Here is an 18,887-nt window from a genome sequence, read left to right on the forward strand (position 1 = left end):
CTGGAAAACAGCCAAATATTCTTGATAAAGAACAAAAATCGTTCGTTTTCTCTCTTTACCTCCTATTTCCTTACTATTTAGCATTTTTTAGCGAAGGATTCATACTTTATAAAGAACAACCCAGTCAAAAAAAGCTGAGGGCAGGACTTTCCTGCCTTCAGCTCATGATTTTTCTATATGAATGCTGGAAGGTCCTTTGCTCTTTGGACCTCGCCCACCAAGTGCTTCCTGCCTGGAAGGTGCTTCCCTTCTCACATATGCAGTCTATACCTCGCTGTGAACCTGCACTGTAGGTTCTAGTGCCAATTCAAAATCTGCTTTCACCCGCTTAAGCAATTCCTGGTCAACGAGCAGCCGATAGCCGGCTAACGCCAATGCTTTTGCCCCGGCCAACAAAGCTTTTTCTCCCTGAGGAGATCCGGCTGCGTCCCTGAATTCATGTGTATGCGCAATCAGGCTGTCAGGTCCAATCTTGATATACGGATGCGCTGTCGGCGTTACATGACTGACGTTGCCTGCGTCGGTTGAGCCGATTCCCTTCCGTTCTTCTCTGTCTACCTTCTCCCCAAGCTGCTCAAGTTCTTCGCCAATAATCTGATCGAGAGTCCCATTCACGATGAAATCATGGACTTCGTTCTGGAATCGCTCGATTTTATAGGAAGCTCCGGTAGCCAGCGCGGCCGCTTCGGCAACCTTGCGGACCTTCGCGGAGACTTCTTCACAGCGTGCCCAGGTAGCTGCGCGGATGAAGAATCGGGCAGAGGCATAATCAGGGATGATGTTCGGCGCATCGCCGCCATGGGTGATGATTCCATGGATTCGGACATCAGCAGGGACCTGCTGGCGCAATGCATTGACCCCATTATATAAAAAGATGACGGAATCGAGTGCATTGATTCCCTGTTCCGGCGAACCAGCCGCATGGGCTGCCTGGCCGTAAAAATGGAAATCGAGCGGGTCCACCGCCAATGTCGGACCGGTCAAACCTGTTTTCCCGCTCGGATGGATCATGAAGGAAGCATCAATACCTTCGAACAGGCCATCTTTAACGAAGCTTCCTTTCGCGCTTCCGTTCGGGCCGCCTTCCTCTGCTGGAGTCCCGAAAACCACCACTTCGCCGCCAGTTTCCTGGATTACTTCCGACAGCGCAATGCCTGCTGCCACGCTGGCCGTGCCGATGATGTTATGGCCGCAGGCATGGCCCAGCCCCGGCAAGGCGTCATATTCTGCGAGGTACCCAATTGCAGGGCCAGGCCTGGCAGCGCCTTTCCTTGCGACAAAACCTGTCTCATGCCCCGCGACCCCTCTTGTTACTTCAAACCCTGCTTCTTCTAGAATGCCACTTAACAGTTTCGAGGCAAAAAACTCCTGGTTGCCGATTTCCGGGTTTTCGTGGATTCGGCGGCTTGTATCGATATAGAGCTTCGCAGATCTTTCAATATTTCTCGTGATTCGTTCTCTTTGTCCTGACAAGCAAACCAGCTCCTTTTATTTAATGATGTCCTTCAGTTCTTCAATCGGAATGTCCACGACGATCGAGCCCCCGTTCGTGTCCTTTTTGATCGCTTCCACTACTTCTTTTTCATGGTAGATTCTGGCGATTTTCCTGAACACTTCCTTTTCCTTCTCCTCCTTCCGGGCAGCAATGATATTGATATATGGCTTCACTTCATCCTGTTTGGGGTCTTCGAGGAAAATCGCATCCTCATTCGGGGTAAAGCCTGCCTGGCCGGCAATCCCGTTATTGATGACAGAGGCCGCAACATCTTTCAGTACACGAGGTGTCTGCTGGGCGGTAACGGGAGTGATCTTAAGATTCTTCGGATTTTTTTCGATGCCGCTCAAATCGCCAAACAGGCTGAAATCCTCTTTCAATTCAAGCAGCCCGGCAAGCTCAAGGACCATCAGGGCGCGAGCCTGGTTCGTCGGATCGTTCGGAATCGCGATTTCTGCGCCTTTCTTGATTTCTTTGATCGATTTTACCTTTTCCGAGTAAATACCCATCGGTGCAATCTGCGTCGTGCCAACCGGCGTCAAATCGAGTCCATGTTCTTCCTTGAACTGGTTCAGGAACGCAATCGTCTGGAACGCATTCAAGTCGATATCGCCATTTGCCAGTGCCTGGTTAGGAAGCGTATAGTCGGAGAACTCGACAAGTTCAATTTCAATGCCTTCTTTTTCAGCCTTTTCCTTGATGATGTCCCACATCTGTCCATCAGAGCCTGTAACCCCAATTTTCACATGTGCCTTTTCCCCTGCTGCCGGGTTGTTCCCGCATGCTCCAAGAATGGATACTAAGAATACTGCCATGATGATGAATAGTGCTTTTTTCATTTCTTCTCCTCTTTTCTCTTTAAAATAAGCCCGCACATTAGCGGCGCAGGAAGATCCTCGCCAAATGGTTCCCGAGGAACTGGGCGACCTGGACAAGGATGATTAGCAGCACCACCGTCACCAGCATGACCGAGGTGTCGAAGCGCTGATAGCCATAAGTCATTGCGAGATCGCCAAGCCCCCCACCGCCAACCGTTCCCGCCATTGCGGAAAAATCAATCAGGCCGACTGTGATGAAAGTGATGCCAAGGATCAACGGGCCAAGCGCTTCTGGAATCAAGACACCAAAGATGATTTGCAAAGGACTTGCTCCCATTGCTTTGGCGGCCTCGATGATCCCCGGATCAATGGATATAAGGTTGTTCTCCACGACCCTGGCAATCCCGAACGACGCTGCGATCGTCATGGGAAATATCGCGGCCCATGTCCCGATGGTCGTACCGACGACCATCCTTGTCAGCGGGCCGATTGCGACGAGGAAAATGATGAACGGGATCGGCCGGATGATATTGATCAAGACATTCAGTGTCCCGAATATCCATTTGTTCTCAAGGATGTTGCCGCTCCGTGTCACGAACAGCAGCAACCCGAGGCTGATCCCGATGATCGCTGAAAAAGTCAGCGTAAAAAGGACCATTGTCAATGTTTCACCCGTGGCCTCCGCGATGCGCGGCCAAAATGTACTCCAATCAACCTTCATGATGCACAACCTCCTTCACCTTTACGTATTCCTCCAATTCCCCCAGTACACGGTCAATCACCCGGTCCTCACCCTGCAGCTCAACGATCAGGTTGCCGAACAGGACTCCCTGAAGCTCGTTTATATTGCCGTTCAGGATGTTGACATGGACATCATATTTTTTGGCGATGTCCGAAAGAATCGGTCTATTGGTGCTTTCTCCTTTGAAAATCAGCCTGTACAGCCTGCACTGCTTTTCAGCGAGCGTTTTATGCAGGCTTTCGGACAGGTTGTCATTCAATACAGAACGGATGAAATTCTGTGTCGTTTTCGTTTGGGGATTTGTGAACAAGTCAAATACTGTTCCTTCTTCAATAACCGCGCCGTTTTCCATTACCGCCACCCGGTCGCAGATTTTCCTGATGACCCCCATCTCGTGGGTGATCAGCAAGATTGTCACATTGTATTCGCAGTTGACCTTCCTAAGCAGGTTCAGGATTTCTCCAGTCGTTTCTGGATCAAGCGCTGAAGTCGCTTCATCGCAAATCAAGATATCTGGCGATGTCGCCAGCGCCCTGGCAATTCCAACGCGCTGTTTCTGGCCGCCGGAAAGCTGTTCAGGATAATGATTCGCTTTGTCCGCAAGCCCGACAAACTCCAGCAGATCGTTCACTTTACGGCTAATATCTTCCTTTGCCGCACCCGCGAGCTTCAGCGGGTAGGCTACATTGCCAAAAACAGTCCGGGAATTGAACAAATTGAAGTTTTGGAAAATCATCCCGATCCGCTGGCGGAGCTTCCTCAATTCCTTTTGAGGTAGAGAACTGATTTCAAGCCCATTGACGATGACCTTTCCTGCAGACGGCCTTTCAAGCAGGTTGACAAGCCTGAGCAATGTGCTTTTTCCCGCCCCACTGAAACCGATGATGCCAAAAATTTCACCCTTGTTGACCGATAGGGATACCTCATTGACCGCTGCTAGTTCACGATCCCTTGTTTTGAACTTCTTCGTTACTTTTTCGAATGTAATCATGGCTTCTTATCCTTCCTTTACACATCAGAATGCTTGGTTATAAACCTAAACCTCTCTTCAGCCCATTCTCCCCTTCCAGAAAGCAGCTAAAAATTCCATACTTTTTTCTGGCAGACTTGGAATGCCTTTCATCCTTATTAAAAATACTGCATGAAAGATAAAAGGCCGCTCATACCATCCCTCTTGAAAACAAAAAGCCCCCTTCCTGTCATGCACACACAGACAAGAAGAGGGTATATCGGTACCCGCTTGCTTCTCATCTGCCAGGCTGATCGCTAAAATCAGTCTGATGGAATTGGCACGGTGCCTGCTACTCGCAGATCCGCTGCCGAGGTTTCATTGGGCCAGTCCCTCCACCTCTCTGGATAAGAAAACGAAACTTTTTATTCGGTTTGTAATATGTCCCTCATTTTAGGACAAGAAAAAAACGGTGTCAATGCAAAAATTTTTAAAAATTTTGCTCAACCGGACGGAAAGCCAGTATTTTCAAGGCTCAAACATTGAGAAATTATTTTACTGCCGGTTCATGGAGAAGGGAAATTTCTTCGAAGTAGTCGACGGTTTTCAACTTTTCATCGAATTCATGTTCAGGGTTCCATGCATCGTCGATATATACCTCCATCACCTTGCGCGCACGATCATCTCCCTTCAAGCCGTATTCCACTGCCGCCACGCTTTCAAAAATCTTCACCATCAGTTCGGCGACACGCTTTGAGTGGAACGTTTTATGGTCCGGGGTCGCTGTCTCCAGTGCCGCAAGCAACCTTTCCAGCTGGCCGATCCCTCCTTTGACCTGGTCGGCCTGCCTACCGTCCAGCCCCCTTATCCGCTCTTTCATCTCCTGTAAAAACAGCTCTCCGGCATTGAATTTTTCAATCAAACGCAGCACTTCAAGACCAAGGATATTCGCAGTCCCTTCCCACACCGTCAATACCTGGGCATCCCGCAGGAGGCGCGGGGTTACAAAGTCCTCAATATAGCCATTGCCTCCGTGCATCTCGATGGCTTCATGGGCGAAAAGGACCGCTTGTTCCGCTGATTCCTTTTTCAAAATCGCTATGAAAAGCCTATTCAGGACAAAATCTTTTTCTGTCATGCCTGGCTCATTCCTCATGACTTTTTCAAACAGCGGCAAGTAGTGGAAAACGGTACGTGTCTCGATTTCGAGCTTTGCGGCCATTTTTGACAGTGTATCCCGGATCATCGGAAAATCCGCAAGCTTCTTTCCAAAAGCATCCCGCTTCAGCGCATACCCGCGAGCTTCGCGATAGGCACGCCGCATGATGCCAAGTGATGCGACCGTATTGCAGACACGGGAGAGGTTAAGTGCCTCCATCATGTAATAAAAGCCTTTTGTCGGATTGCCGACGATATAGGCGTCAGCACCGTCGAATTCAACCTCCGCCGACGGGACAGCCTTCACACCGAGTTTATCCTTAAGCCTGCGGAGCTTAATGCCATTCAGCGACCCATCCCGTCTTCGCCAAGGTACCGCAAACAGCGTCAGCCCTTTCGTGCCATCCGGCGCTCCTTCCCGCCGCGCCAGCACCATCGCCACTCCGCACATCCCAGCGTTCGAAGCGAAATACTTTTCACCGTAAAGTTTGTAACCGTCCTCTTCCTGGACGGCTATCGTCTCATTCGCTCCTACATCCGACCCGCCCTGCCGCTCTGTCAGGAAGGTCGCCCCCTCGTATAAAACGTTCTCTCCGGTTGACAGCACATGGGGAAGGAATAAGGCTTTCACATCGGGCGAAGCGTATTGATCGAGCAAATACGCGGTTGCCATCGTCAGTGTCACCGGACAATAAAATCCCGCTTCCGTCTGGGACAATAAATAGCCCTGCGCATAGGAATAAAGATAATTGCCGCGCCGTCCAAGCTCTGGGATATCTTTATGTACATAGCCGACAATCCCGGTCCGGTACGTTTCCTCAACCGTCCTTCGATAACCTTCATTGACCCAGACCTTTGAAATGTCCTCGCCATAGGCATCGAACTTGATCAGCTTCGGCTGCCCTTCTCGATCCGTGAATCTTGCCCGCTCATCAATCTCGTTGGCGCACTTTTCCCCAAAGGCCATCAGCTCCCTGTCCGCATACGCAAAAAAATCCTCATCCAGCAGCTCCTTAAGCAGCATCCGGAACTGCGGCTCTTCCTCGTAAAAACTCATCCGGCTCCCTCCCATATCCATGATGCTTTTATTTTAACAGAATAATCAGTAAATTAATATGTGCATTGAAAAAGGCATCCGCATTTCAACGGACACCCTGTTATCGATTTTTCTCTCAAGGCACTTCGCTTTCCACTGGCATGCCGGACTGCCTCCCCGGCGCTATGCACCTTCAGGATCTCCTCATGCCCTTGCATTCGCAGAGCCTTAGTTCCTTTTTTTCCAATTCAACAAGAAATGGCAAATCAGCACTGTTCCTTAACATAGCTATTTTTTGAAGAATCCCATCGGGTCGATGCTGTTTGATTTTTGCGGATTCCACTGTCCTTGATGGATTTCGAAGTGGAGATGCTTTCCCCTGCTGTCCCCGGTATTGCCCATATATCCGAGCATTTCCCCTTTATTTATGGTTTGCCCGGTCCTGACCGTACTTTTTTCAAGGTGGGCGTATAACGTTGTGAACGTTGTGCCTCTGATGTGGTGGGTGATCAGCACACAGTTGCCGTAGCTAGTGGAATAATAGGAGCGAATCACTGTTCCGGAAGCTGCGGCGACCACCTTCGCTTTCGGTGAGGGATCGGCAATGTCAATTCCCGCGTGGAGTTTTCCCCACCTTGGTCCATAACCTGACGTCAAGGTACCTGTTGTCGGCATGATAAAAATATCTTCAGGATTGGCATTCAAGTACTCCAGCCTTTGCGTCTGCTTTTCTTTTAGGATCGCGATTTCCTGTGAAGTCAAGTTGACGTAGATTTCGTACATATCCATCAACTCAGACTCGCTTTCACGCTTTTCCTTTTTGACCGAATCAAGGTAGCGCTGCTTTTCAGCTGCTTTTCCCTGAAGCTCAGCCTTTAACGATTCCATCTCTTTGCGGTCCTTTTCAAGCGATTCTATCCTGTCCTTAAGTTCCTCCTGCTGCTGGCCCTTTGTATTTAGGTCCTGCCTATGCTTCTCGATCAGTTCCTGGTCTGCTTTCATGATCGTGCTGATCGCAGTTGAAACATCAAACAGCTGGGATAAGCTTTTTGTGTCCATCAACATATGAACATAGAACTTCAAACCCTCCTGCTGCTGGAGGGTCCGCAGCCGTTCCTTGATGATCAAGTCCCTGGTTTCGATCCTAGTCTCGAGCTGGCCGATTTCCTTTTTCATTTCTTCGATCACTTGCGTTGTCAATTCAAGATTTGTTTGCAAATTCCGGATTTTTTCATTGGTGAAGGCTACCTCATCATCCAGTGCTTTTAGTTCATCCTGGAACTTTTGCTCTTCCTTCCCCATCTTCTCAATTTGTTTTTCCTTCAGTTGAAAATCATGCTGGAGTTGCTCCCGCTGCTGACGGATTTCCGTTAAATCGTCCGGAGAGGCTTTTTCAGCCGCTCCAGCCGGAAAAACGCCAGTGAACGCAAGCCCGACTGTCATCGTGAAAACAAAGCATTTATTTTTCATGGCTCCTTCTCCCCTAAGATAAATTGGCCAGCATGACCTAACTCTCTCACTCTCTTATCTAGTATATTATTCCAGAAGCGCAAATCATGTCTACTTTTGTAATGTACAAAAAATCGTTAGAAAGTTTTCAAGAAATAGTGCGGAAAAGTTCAGGAAACCGCTGAAAATCCATCTATCCTGATGCCACCCCTAGTTGCCTGTACCAGCGTCGGCCAGATTTCAATTCTGGTTTTTGAGAACGGGGGTGGCATGGGACTAAGCTCCTTTGCCGCACCATCTATGATACTTATTACCTATGGATCCAGCTTCATCCTCTAAGCAGTGATCCTTTCCCAGCGTTCATTCCACACGGAAAAAGCCGCGGGCGATAGCTGGACTGAATAGGAAACGAACCGGTTTTTTTCATCGGTGGGAACTGGTGAACAACATATGTAAATTCCAATTTGCGTGATATCAACAAACTGCGGAATCATGCTTTTTATTTCGAGATTTCGAGAACATTTCGCGGAATAGCGTCTGAGCAGGAGTATTTTTTCAATAAAAGGAGTTTATTAACCATCTGGAACGAAGTTTGCACGATAGATTGCTCTCATTTCAGTGAAAACAGATTTATGCCTAAAGACAAAATAAAACGCCTGCTTCACGCAGGCGTCCCTCATCATTTCAGCAGATAATCTACTAGTTTCGCTTTTGGTTTCCCAAAAATCTCTTCCTCAAGGCGTCGGCCGGTCGGTGTTGCGGCGAGTCCGCCTTCCGCGGTCTCCCGCAAAGCCGAAGGCATGGTTTCCCCTATGGCGTACATCGCGCCGATGACTTCGTCGCACGGAATCCGGCTGGTCACGCCCGCAAGCGCCATATCGGCAGCGGTGATTGCGTTGGAAGCACCCATCGCGTTCCGCTTCACGCAAGGAACTTCAACAAGGCCGGCGACCGGATCGCAGACGAGGCCGAGCATGTTCTTCAGCGTGATTGCGAAGGCTTCAGCTGACTGCTGCGGAGTGCCTCCTGCCATCTCGACAATCGCTGCGGCCGCCATGCCCGCTGCCGATCCAACCTCGGCCTGGCAGCCGCCGGCAGCTCCTGAAATCGAGGCGTTATTGGCGACAACGAATCCGAATGCGGCGGTCGTGAACAGGTACTCGATCATTTCCATGCGTGTCGGCTTCAGCTTTTCTTTTACCGCGAAAAGCGTGCCCGGCACGACGCCAGCAGATCCTGCAGTCGGCGTTGCGCAGATAATGCCCATCGCAGCATTCACTTCATTCGTCGCGACTGCCTTGCTGACGGCATCAAGGAGCAGATTGCCGGAAAGCGATTTGCCGTTTTCAATGTATTTTTGCAGCAGAACGGCATCCCCGCCGGTAAGCCCGGAATGGGACTTCACGCCGTTCAATCCGCGTTCAACCGCCCGTTCCATGACGGAAAGATTGTTGTCCATCTGGGCAATGATATCTTCACGCGAACGGCCAGTAACTTCTATTTCCTGCCGAATCATGACTTCGGCGATTTTGACTTTATTTTGCTCTGCGAGTTCAACAAGCTCGGCAACATTTCGAAACATGGCTTGTCCTCCTGATGTTTACTATTAATCGACCAGCCGGATGACCTGGGTGACGCCTGGCAGGAAACTCAGTTCCGCAAACGAGCCGTCATCGATCTGGTGGTCCATTTCGATTACCATGACAGCCACATCGCCGCGGTCCTTCCGCGACACCTCCATATGGCCGATATTGATTTCATTCCTCGAAAGTATGCTTGTGACGGCGGAAATCATCCCGAAGCGGTCCTCATGGAGGACAAGGATTGCCGGGTTTGCACCGGATAGCTTCAATTTGAACGAGTTGATTTCGGTGATTTCAATCGTGCCGCCGCCAATCGAGATCCCGATGAGTTCAAGTTCTTTCCCCTCACCGTCATACAGATTGATTTTAACCGTATTCGGATGCTCTGTCACGGCATTTTCTGTTAAAAATTGAACTTCGATTCCTGTTTCCTCCGCAATTTTCAACGCATCAGGAATCCGATCATCGAATGTATCAAAATCAAGGATGCCCGCGACAAGTGCCAAGTCGGTCCCATGCCCTTTATATGTTTTGGCAAACGAACCGTACAATGAGATGACCGCCTTTGTCGGCTGCTTTTCAAAAAGCGTCCTTGCCACCCTTCCGATTCTTGCTGCCCCCGCTGTATGCGAGCTCGATGGCCCGATCATGACAGGGCCGATAATATCAAATGCAGACCGATATTTCATCATTCAACGCTCCTTTATACCTTAAACGGCAAGCTTTCCAGCACTGACTGCTGCTTCTTTCTGCCCATGCACTTCTTTTAATTGGTCAACCGTCTTGATTTTATAGTTTTTGAAGATAAGGGATCCAATGAATCCGCTGATCAGCCCAGTAGCTGCACAGGAAAGGGCAATGATGGTCACCTTCACAGGATCATTGAAGCCGTACATGACAGCCAGTCCAGCAATCGGTGTTGCCGTACCTGTTGCATTGTTGATCAAGCCGGAAAGCGAAATGATTACGCCAGCTCCCGCTCCCCCGATAAAATTGGTCACATAAACCGGGATCGGATTAGCGGAAATAATATGCGCCTGAGTCAATGGCTCGATTGCAACCGCAATGGTTGTCTTCCTGTCACCGAATTTCATGCGGTCAAACAGGATATAGTTCATGAAGGAAGAACCGAATACCGACAAGGCACCGATGGCCATCGGAACCCCTGTTAGCCCGAGCATCGCCGTCAGGGCCATTGAACTTAATGGAGCCGTCGCGACAACCGTGATTACTCCGCCAAGGATGATTCCCATCAGGACCGGGTTGCTGTTGGCTGTCTCGGTGATGATTCCGCCTATATTCAAAAGCGTCGCGTCCACAACCGGAGTCATGCCCGTCGCAATCAAACGGACAAGCGGAGCCCCAATCAAGATGACGACAATCAAATCCAGGCCGCCCGGAACTTTTTTCTCTATCACTTTCACCAGGAAAGCAACCAAATAGCCAGCAATGAACCCCGGAAGAAGCCCAAGTCCGGCAACAGAAACTCCAAGCAGCATCGCATAAACCGGAGAGACACCGACTGCCAGGGCAACAAGCGCTGCAGCAGCAACGCCGCCCATGCTTCCGGCAGCATCCCCGACTTCTCCCAAAAATTCAATTTTCAACAGGTCGCCGCCTACATATCTCTGGAATGCTTCGACGAGGAATGCGGCCACTGCGGCATTCGCCAGTGCGGCCATTGCCTTCATCCCTTTCGGCGCTTTGAAGCTGAATAGCGAGAATAATCCCAAAACCAATAATAACAACACTGTTCCCTTGATGATTTCCATGCTGCACTCTCCTTTTTTTATGTCTGCATTGTATGGTTACCGCACCTTGACCGGCTCCTCAAGATGATACTCATTCTGGGTCCTGATTTTATGGAGATAGTTGTAGACAGTATACTTGGAAACTCCCAATACTGATGCCAGATACTCAGTTGAGCCTTTTATCAGAAAGGCCCCTTTCACTTCAAGCAAGCGGACACATTCAATTTTCTCCTCCAGCGTCAGCAATGAAGGCGCTTTCTTGAAACTTGTCAGTACCTGGTCTACCATGTTCTGGATGACATCCTGGACAGTCGTATAAAAATTCTCGGACTTGTCCTCTGCCGCATCAAAGTTTATGAACTCTTCCAGCTCCGCCCCGTATTGCATCATCAACGAAATATCATAGTTTATGCAAAGAGCGCCAATCACCTTTTCCTCATCATCCCGCAGGAATACAGTAGAAGATTTCATCGTAATCCCATGTCCGGATTTTGTTTTGTAATTCGGGATGTCTTCTATATCAGATGGATGCTTTGCCAGTTCGTTCAGCACAAGGTCCGTGATTGGACAGCCAATCTCCCGCCCGGTCACATTCCCCGCAAGATAGATAAGCGATTTTTTCAGATCAGCAAGATCATGGACTGCGACTTCGCAGCGGGAACCGAACATTTTCACCAGCATATCCGCTGTCCGCATCGCCAGGTTAAAAACTGGCGCATTCTTCTCTTCCAATTCCAGCCCTCCCTATTATGTAAGCGATTCCATTCCTTTTCAAAAAAATACCTTTTTTCTTCAAGGCATAGACATCATAACATAAAATTAGTAGAGTTCAAATAAAATTTTAATAGTTACAAAAAAATTGTAACAACCTTTGTCAGATTTTTGTCAGCACAAAAAACCACCTCTCCAAAAGAGAGATGGTCAATTGACACTTACCCGGTTCCTGCCGCAATGTTTTGACTCGTACAATGCTTTATCCGCCCTGCCCAAAAGCGTATCGGTATCATCGCCCGGCCGGTACTCCGCTATGCCAAAGCTTGCGGTCAGCTTGCCAGCCTCCTTGAACCGATGCTGTTCGACCAGCTTTCGGAGATACTCCGCCTTTTTCCATACTTGATTTCCTGTAGAATCGGTGAACAGGATGAATTCCTCCCCGCCCCAGCGGCCAAAGCAGTCGCCCTTTTCCAGGTTCTCCGACACCAAGGCGGAAAGCTCTTTTAACACACAATCACCAATCTTATGGCCATAACGGTCATTGACCCTTTTAAAATGGTCGATATCGAAAAAGATGATTGAAAACAGCCTGTGTTCCTGCCTAGCAGCAGTCAGTCTCTCTCCCAGCCACTCATCGATTCTTCTCCTATTGGCAATCGCGGTTAATGAATCCACATACGCATGCTTCCGGAAAATCTCAATCTCCGTATAAGCTCTGAACAAATACTGTGCATAATAGAGAACCAGGATATAGACAAGATTGGCAAAATAAAACTGGCTGATCGAATCAATCGATTCGGATGATAGATGCTTAACATCCAGCAAGCCGATGGAAAGCGTGACAAGAAATATCCCTACGGAAAAAAACAAACCCTTCTTCGACCCGACCGTCACGAAGATCAGCATGAAGTATAAAGGCATCCAGACGATGAAATCCCCCAAATCGCCAACTCCAGTCCTTGCAAGCTGGCTATGGATCACTTCATATACCGTGATGATATGGTAGACACTGATCAATAATAGATTGGAGTATTCTCCAAAGCGCATTCCTTTTTTATAAAAGACCAGGAACCAGCTGAACACAAACCAGGAAAATAAAGAAGCATTGATTGCCAGATCAATAGTATTGCCATGATTCATCAAACTATTGATCAAAACAGCCAGCGAAACGAACGGCAGCACCCAGAGATAGATACTCCGCTTCAGTTCATCAACCGACTCATACTTTTTAATCATCTTGTTCATCTCCCAAACGGATCGCATCGATTAGCCGACACGCTTCCTCAACACGGAACAACTGCTCCCTCGGTTTGCTTTGCGCCATTATCTCGCCCCGACCGTATTCATTCATATGATTCTTTTTTACTAGAGAAGTTTATTTTAATCTATTTCAGAGGCGAATGAAAGAAGTAAAAAAAAGCTTTAGTTACTTTGTTCCTTCTCCTTCTTCCCCTGCCCGGTTGCCGGGAAACGTGGAGAATCGTCCAGTTTCTGCGATTCCTTATATCGTACCTGTCACTTTTTTTAAAAAAATGGTAAATTAGTTAGGAACAAAAAGGAAGGGAGCTTTTTCGATGACAAACAACGACCAAAACAACACATTGCCGCCTAAGACTTGTGAAATCGACCGCCTTGTTACAATGGAAGCTGATGTCAACAAAGTGCTGGAAGGCAAGAAAACGGCGACACGCCGCAACGGTCGATACGCTGATGTGGGCGAAATCATGGTGCTGAAGGGCAAGAAATTCGTTGTGGATAACGTTTATTCCCAGTCACTTGGAGAACTGAGCGATGAGGATGCCCATCGGGAGGGCTACGGGACAATCGAGGAATACAAGCAGTCGATCTTGTCCTATCATCCGGGAATGCCATGGCTGCCGCAAATGCGAGTTTGGGTTCATGAGTTCAGCCCTGTTGAAGAATAATTTTTCCGCATGGATCTAATTTACCGAACCATCATTTATTTACATGTTTCCAGTGTCATCGCTTCGATCGGCCCGTTCTTCATCGTCAGGCCGATTATAAAAAAACTCCCATTGGCTGAAGAAAAAGAATTGGCTGCCTACCTGACAACATTGCGGTCCATTGTAAGGCTCTCCATGCATGCAGGCCACGTGCTGGTCGGAACCGGTATCCTCCTGGTGATTCTCGGACCGTGGAAATGGTCAGCCCCATGGATCGTCATGACACTGGCGCTCATGTTTTCATCACTTTTTTTCCTCGCACGGGCCTTTTCGCCGACCCTGAAGAAATTCGGGGAGAAAGGCACCGACAAAGCCAGACTTTCAGCAAGGCTGCAGCGCACGATCTGGATATACATCATCCTCTTGATGTCCATGCTCTGGTTCATGGTCGTGAAGCCCGCACCCTGGTAAAGTCTGCTGGCATGACTAAGTCCGGGCTGGTGCCCGGACTTTTTATATGGATTGGAATATCCTCTCCAGGCTCTCCTTTTCACTTCTCTTGTTGCCGGCTGGAGTGCCTAGTCATCTTTTAGTGCTGGATTCCTGTTCATCTATTAATGTTTGATTCTAGTTCCATCCGGAAAACGTCCTTAATGTCTGCAGCACGCATGAACAACATCGTTCCGGCATCCTGGATCGCGGACGCTCTCTAAAAGCAAAACCGACTTGCAACTTCACCGGCAGCTTTTGATTAGCCCAATAACTCAGCGGACAATGTTCGTGATGGTCAAATGCCCAATAGCTCATTCTTCGTGAGCGAAGCGCTTGATGCGGTCACCGATTTGATCACGGACACGCTGGAAGACAGCCCACTTCTCTTCTTCAGTGCCTTTTGCCTTTGCCGGATCATCGAAACCCCAGTGCTCGCGCCTTACTTGCGGAGGTGTTGCCGGGCAATGCTCATCCGCATGGCCGCAGAGCGTGACAACCAGGTCCGCATGGTTCAGGATTTCCGGGTCAATGACATCAGATGTGTGGCCGGAAATATCAATGCCCACTTCGTCCATCGCCTTGACTGCGTCCGGGTTCAAGCCGTGGGCTTCAAGGCCAGCGCTTTTCACATTCCATTCGCCGCCCAAGTATTTTTTTGCCCAGCCTTCAGCCATTTGGCTTCGGCAGGAGTTTCCTGTGCATAGAAAGTAAATTGTTTTCTTCGACATCTTGAATCGCTCCCTTTTTAGATAATCCGCAGCCAAATATACAGGCCTGCCAATGTGATGAATAATGTAGGTATGGTTAAAATGATACCAGTCTTGAAATAAGTCCCCCATGATATTTTTACACCTTTCAACGACAAGACATGGAGCCATAACAAAGTGGCCAGGGAACCGATCGGCGTGATCTTCGGACCGAGATCGGAGCCGATGACGTTAGCGTAAATCAACGCTTCTCGTGTGATACCAGTTGTATTCGTATCTGCTATGGCCAGCGCATCGATCATGACGGTTGGCATATTGTTCATGATCGACGAAAGAATCGCCGCGATGAAACCCATCCCCACTGTAGCAGCGAACAAGCCTTGATCAGCCGCCAGCTGGATCACATCCGCAAGCAATTTGGTCAATCCCGCATTGCGCAGACCATAAACAACGACATACATCCCAATCGAGAAGAACACAATCGCCCATGGCGCGCCTTTGATGACCTTTGCTGTATGGACCGCGGGGCTCCGCCGAGCCATTATTAAAAAGAAAATCGCGACTGCGCCGGCGATGAATGAAACCGGAATTCCAAGGAATTCGCTGGTAAAATAACCGGTAAGCAGGATGCCGAGTACAAGCCACGAAAGGCGGAACATCTTGATATCCTTGATTGCATCAGATGGTTTCTTTAAATCGGACAAATCATAATTGCGCGGGATGCTTTTACGGAAAAATAAGTATAAAACCAAAATACTTGCTGCCAATGAGAAAAAGTTCGGCACAATCATCCTTGATGCATATTCAACAAATCCGATATCAAAATAGTCAGCAGAAACAATGTTGACAAGGTTGCTGACAACCAGCGGCAGCGAAGTCGTATCAGCGATGAATCCGCTCGCCATGATGAACGGGAACACCATTTTTTCTTCGAATTTCAGGTTCCGCACCATCGCAAGGACAATCGGAGTCAGGATCAGCGCAGCGCCATCGTTAGCGAATAATGCAGCTACCCCAGCCCCAAGCAGGGTAACATAGACAAACATCCTAGTGCCATTCCCTCGTGCGGTCCTGGCCATATGCAGCGCTGACCATTCGAAAAATCCGATTTCATCCAGGATAAGCGAAATGATGATCAAGGCAATAAATGTCAGGGTTGCATTCCAGACGATGCCGGTTACATCAATGACATCCTGAAAAGAAACAACACCGAACAGTAAAGCTATTAACGCTCCTCCCATCGCCGACCAGCCGATGCTTAAGCCCTTAGGTTGCCAGATGACCAGCGTCAGCGTGACAAGAAAGATGATTGAAGCAATAATCGAAAATGACAAATTGAAGCACCTCCATCAATTGCAGGAAATCCGTTTTCCCTGCTTCTCCAGCTCTATTAATTTTTCCTCTTGTCCAGGCACCGCTTCCAGTAGCATCTCGAGAAAATCGAAATATTCGTATTCCCTGTTCAATGAGTAGAAAATCCACTGCCCCTTCCTGCTTTCATTTACCAGACCGGCATCCTTCAATTTCCTGATATGCTGGCTAATTGCGGGCTGGCTCGCATCAAACATCGCGACGAACTCACATACACAGCAGTCCTGATCTGCCAGAATCCTCATCATCGTCAATCGGGTTTTATCGCCCAGCAACTTGAGGATGGCTGCAGCCTGATCAATTTCAATTCTTTGAACAATATTCATCGATTTCGCCTCCATTGCTTTATTAGCATATAACGATTTGCTTATATACTCAACCTGCTGAACGCATTTTTTTAATAACATAAACTATTGCAACAATCCGGGACGCCCTTGTATATCCGGTTATCCAGCATGATTCCAGTTTCGAAAATGCTGATTATCAAAGGCATGGAAATTGGTCCAGAGACCAGTTCAGCTGAGGCCGGCTTGCCCGACAGTAACTTTCTGAAATCGATTTATTCGCCTTCATCCTGTCTGTTATCACCAAGTCGACGATTTCCGGTTTTATCTTTTATCTCGTTTAAAAGAAGTTGATTAAGAATGAAGGAGGCGGCTATGTAATCAATGGTCGGCAAAACAAATTGGAATGTTGCAGCATCAGGATCAAGGAAGCGGCTCCGAATCAGACAAGAAAAGAGCAACTTGCCGTGAAGAAGGCTTTCCAAACCGCTGGCGCTTTCCATTAATTGGACAAACGGGAGATTCCGTGGCTTGATTGGGAGATTACGACAAAGATTTGGGAGATTATCGAACTGGATCGGGAGAATATGGAACCAGATTGAGAGAATATCGGATCCTATTGGGAGATTCCCCGATTTGGCAACAGAATTAGCGGACACAAGGTGTGTAAATCCCAGAATTGAGCGCAAATCAGCGGACACCAAGATCGTAAATCCCAGAATTGAGTGCAAATCAGCGGACACAAGGCGCGTTTTCCCGCCCAATTAGCTATCCTAGCGCCTGATTCCCAGAATTGACTGCCCAATTAGCGGCCCTAAACGCCCGATTCCCAGAGTGTTCGACTGAATCGCGTGATTCCATGACCTGACTGACTAATTTCCGAGATTCCTGGCATCAGCCACGAGAATCAGGAATATATCCGGCAATTTTCCGCGTCAAAAAAAAAGGCTATTGCATTCCTTTCACGGAGATTCAAGCATCCAGTCGGGAATTTCTTCTTCCAAAAGAAAAGATGGAGCCGGGATATTTCCTGGCTCCACCTTCTTCTATTCTTCAGGTTCGATTTTAGGCATGATTTCTACTTTGATTTTTCGGATCCGGTGGTTTTCGACCTTCTGGACAATGATTTTCAGGTTTTCATACTCAAATGAATCACCGTTTTCCGGAATGGTTTCAAGCGTCTCGAAAATCCAGCCTCCAAGATTGTGGTAGTTCGTTTCTGGCATTGGAACATGCAGCAATTCTGCGAAGTCATCCAAATCAAATTGTGCATCGAACTCATATGTTTTTTCATCGAGCTTCGTCATAATGTTGATTTTTTCATCGTGCTCATCCCAGATTTCCCCGACCAGCTCTTCTAGGATGTCCTCGAGGGTGATCAGGCCGGATGTGCCGCCAAATTCATCGACAACGATGGCCATATGGCTCTTCGTCCTCTGCAGCTCAGGCAGCAGCGTGGCCACCCTCATTGATTTCACAACAAACATCGGCTGGCGCAGGAGCTCACGGACATTCACTTCCTTGCCCTGGACAAGCTGAGCTAAGAATTCGCGTTCGGACAAAAAGCCGATGATGTTATCAATGTTATCTTCATAAACCGGTATACGTGAAAATCTCTCTTTAAGAAAAATTTGCTTAATTTCCTCCACGGACTGGTTCACTTCGATTGTAATCATATCCATTCGATGTGTTAAAACCTCACCAACGAGGATTTCATTGAATTCAAGAGAACGATGGACCAGTTCCCTCTCGTCCTTGTTGATGACGCCTTCTTCTTCACTGATGTCAACCATCACCTTGATTTCTTCCTCGGTGACGGATGGGGCAGCTTCTCCGTCTTTTGAAAAAACCTTTGAAACGAAGGCTTTCAGCTTGCTGAACAGGAAGTTGACCGGGGTCAGGACTTTGATCAGCAAAAGCAGGATTCCGGAAATCTTCAAAGAATAGATCTCGGCATTTTCCTTGGCAATCGATTTCGGCAGGATTTCGCCGAAAATCAGGATCAGGATGGTCATCCCAAAGGTACTGACAATCAGGCCGGTACTCGCCCCGAAAATGTCAACTGCTACTTTGGAAGAGATGCTGGCAGCTGCGATATTGACAATGTTATTGCCTACTAGTATCGTAGACAGCGCATCATCAAAGTTCTCGGAAATGTTCAAAGCATTCTTGCTTCCAGCCCGTCCCTCTGTCACATAATTTCTCAGCCTGATTTTATTCACGCTGGAAAAAGCCGTTTCCGCCGAAGAAAAGAAGGCAGATAAAAGAATTAAAACACCTAGAAAAATGATTAAACCTATGGGCACTTCCAAAAATATTCACTCTCCGAAAAAAATTTATTAGTTTCATTTTACTGTCCAGCCACAGAGAAATCAAATACTGGCACTTCCCGGGACAAACTACTTTACGCCTATTCTTTATATGGCAGAAAGAC

The 18,887-nt window shown here is 48.2% G+C and carries 17 protein-coding genes and 1 riboswitch; of the genes, 2 read left to right on the forward strand and 15 right to left on the reverse strand.

From position 1 onward, the window contains the following. Positions 1-264: 264 nt before the first annotated feature. The 11 genes from JJQ88_RS02605 to JJQ88_RS02655 form a co-directional block, all read right to left on the reverse strand. Complete coding sequence (locus JJQ88_RS02605; RefSeq protein ID WP_210364245.1) at positions 265-1,482, reverse strand: M20 family metallopeptidase; 1,218 nt, start codon at positions 1,480-1,482, stop codon at positions 265-267. Positions 1,483-1,488: 6 nt separating this feature from the next. Next, positions 1,489-2,334: a MetQ/NlpA family ABC transporter substrate-binding protein gene (locus tag JJQ88_RS02610; RefSeq protein ID WP_210364169.1), complete on the reverse strand. Its 846-nt coding sequence runs from the start codon at positions 2,332-2,334 to the stop codon at positions 1,489-1,491. Positions 2,335-2,371: 37 nt separating this feature from the next. Beyond that, on the reverse strand, positions 2,372-3,034 hold the full coding sequence (locus tag JJQ88_RS02615) for a methionine ABC transporter permease (RefSeq protein WP_210364170.1): 663 nt from the start codon (positions 3,032-3,034) through the stop codon (positions 2,372-2,374). Continuing rightward, the gene (locus JJQ88_RS02620) at positions 3,024-4,046 is read right to left on the reverse strand and encodes a methionine ABC transporter ATP-binding protein (protein WP_210364171.1); all 1,023 of its coding nucleotides are present in this window, start codon (positions 4,044-4,046) and stop codon (positions 3,024-3,026) included. Before JJQ88_RS02620 ends, JJQ88_RS02615 begins: the two co-directional genes overlap by 11 nt. Before the next feature lie 253 nt (positions 4,047-4,299). Further along, positions 4,300-4,418, reverse strand: a riboswitch (SAM riboswitch). Between the two features lie 136 nt (positions 4,419-4,554). Then, entirely contained in the window at positions 4,555-6,219 is a 1,665-nt protein-coding gene (locus JJQ88_RS02625) for an acyl-CoA dehydrogenase family protein (RefSeq protein WP_210364172.1), read from the reverse strand. A gap of 267 nt (positions 6,220-6,486) precedes the next feature. Beyond that, positions 6,487-7,668 (reverse strand): murein hydrolase activator EnvC family protein, encoded by a 1,182-nt coding sequence (locus JJQ88_RS02630; protein WP_210364173.1) that lies wholly within the window; start codon positions 7,666-7,668, stop codon positions 6,487-6,489. Between the two features lie 658 nt (positions 7,669-8,326). After that, positions 8,327-9,229, reverse strand: a complete 903-nt coding sequence (gene sdaAA, locus JJQ88_RS02635) for an L-serine ammonia-lyase, iron-sulfur-dependent, subunit alpha (RefSeq protein WP_210364174.1) — start codon at positions 9,227-9,229, stop codon at positions 8,327-8,329. Between the two features lie 24 nt (positions 9,230-9,253). Next, positions 9,254-9,919 carry an L-serine ammonia-lyase, iron-sulfur-dependent subunit beta gene (gene sdaAB / locus JJQ88_RS02640; RefSeq protein WP_210364175.1) on the reverse strand — a complete coding sequence of 222 codons (666 nt, stop codon included), beginning with the start codon at positions 9,917-9,919 and terminating at the stop codon, positions 9,254-9,256. A 21-nt stretch (positions 9,920-9,940) separates the two neighbouring features. Beyond that, positions 9,941-11,002 carry a PTS sugar transporter subunit IIC gene (locus JJQ88_RS02645; RefSeq protein ID WP_210364176.1) on the reverse strand — a complete coding sequence of 354 codons (1,062 nt, stop codon included), beginning with the start codon at positions 11,000-11,002 and terminating at the stop codon, positions 9,941-9,943. 36 nt (positions 11,003-11,038) lie between these two features. Further along, positions 11,039-11,713: a helix-turn-helix transcriptional regulator gene (locus JJQ88_RS02650; RefSeq protein ID WP_246860886.1), complete on the reverse strand. Its 675-nt coding sequence runs from the start codon at positions 11,711-11,713 to the stop codon at positions 11,039-11,041. Between the two features lie 189 nt (positions 11,714-11,902). Further along, complete coding sequence (locus tag JJQ88_RS02655; protein WP_210364177.1) at positions 11,903-12,931, reverse strand: GGDEF domain-containing protein; 1,029 nt, start codon at positions 12,929-12,931, stop codon at positions 11,903-11,905. 338 nt (positions 12,932-13,269) lie between these two features. Between JJQ88_RS02655 and JJQ88_RS02660 the strand changes: the two genes are divergently transcribed. Both JJQ88_RS02660 and JJQ88_RS02665 read left to right on the forward strand, forming a co-directional pair. After that, positions 13,270-13,620 carry an ASCH domain-containing protein gene (locus JJQ88_RS02660; RefSeq protein WP_210364178.1) on the forward strand — a complete coding sequence of 117 codons (351 nt, stop codon included), beginning with the start codon at positions 13,270-13,272 and terminating at the stop codon, positions 13,618-13,620. A 9-nt stretch (positions 13,621-13,629) separates the two neighbouring features. After that, positions 13,630-14,070: a hypothetical protein gene (locus JJQ88_RS02665; RefSeq protein WP_210364179.1), complete on the forward strand. Its 441-nt coding sequence runs from the start codon at positions 13,630-13,632 to the stop codon at positions 14,068-14,070. 332 nt (positions 14,071-14,402) lie between these two features. Here JJQ88_RS02665 and arsC read toward each other — a convergent pair whose 3' ends face one another. The 4 genes from arsC to JJQ88_RS02685 all read right to left on the reverse strand — a co-directional run bounded on the left by arsC (position 14,403) and on the right by JJQ88_RS02685 (position 18,765). Beyond that, positions 14,403-14,819, reverse strand: a complete 417-nt coding sequence (arsC, locus tag JJQ88_RS02670) for an arsenate reductase (thioredoxin) (RefSeq protein WP_210364180.1) — start codon at positions 14,817-14,819, stop codon at positions 14,403-14,405. 17 nt (positions 14,820-14,836) lie between these two features. Next, entirely contained in the window at positions 14,837-16,132 is a 1,296-nt protein-coding gene (locus tag JJQ88_RS02675) for an arsenic transporter (RefSeq protein WP_210364181.1), read from the reverse strand. A gap of 15 nt (positions 16,133-16,147) precedes the next feature. Then, positions 16,148-16,495 carry an ArsR/SmtB family transcription factor gene (locus tag JJQ88_RS02680; protein WP_210364182.1) on the reverse strand — a complete coding sequence of 116 codons (348 nt, stop codon included), beginning with the start codon at positions 16,493-16,495 and terminating at the stop codon, positions 16,148-16,150. Positions 16,496-17,499: 1,004 nt separating this feature from the next. Continuing rightward, positions 17,500-18,765, reverse strand: coding sequence for a hemolysin family protein (locus JJQ88_RS02685; RefSeq protein WP_246860887.1), 1,266 nt, complete (start codon positions 18,763-18,765; stop codon positions 17,500-17,502). Positions 18,766-18,887: the final 122 nt, after the last annotated feature.

Origin of the sequence: Bacillus sp. REN3, assembly GCF_017912555.1 — a bacterium.
Lineage (GTDB): Bacteria > Bacillota > Bacilli > Bacillales > Cytobacillaceae > Mesobacillus.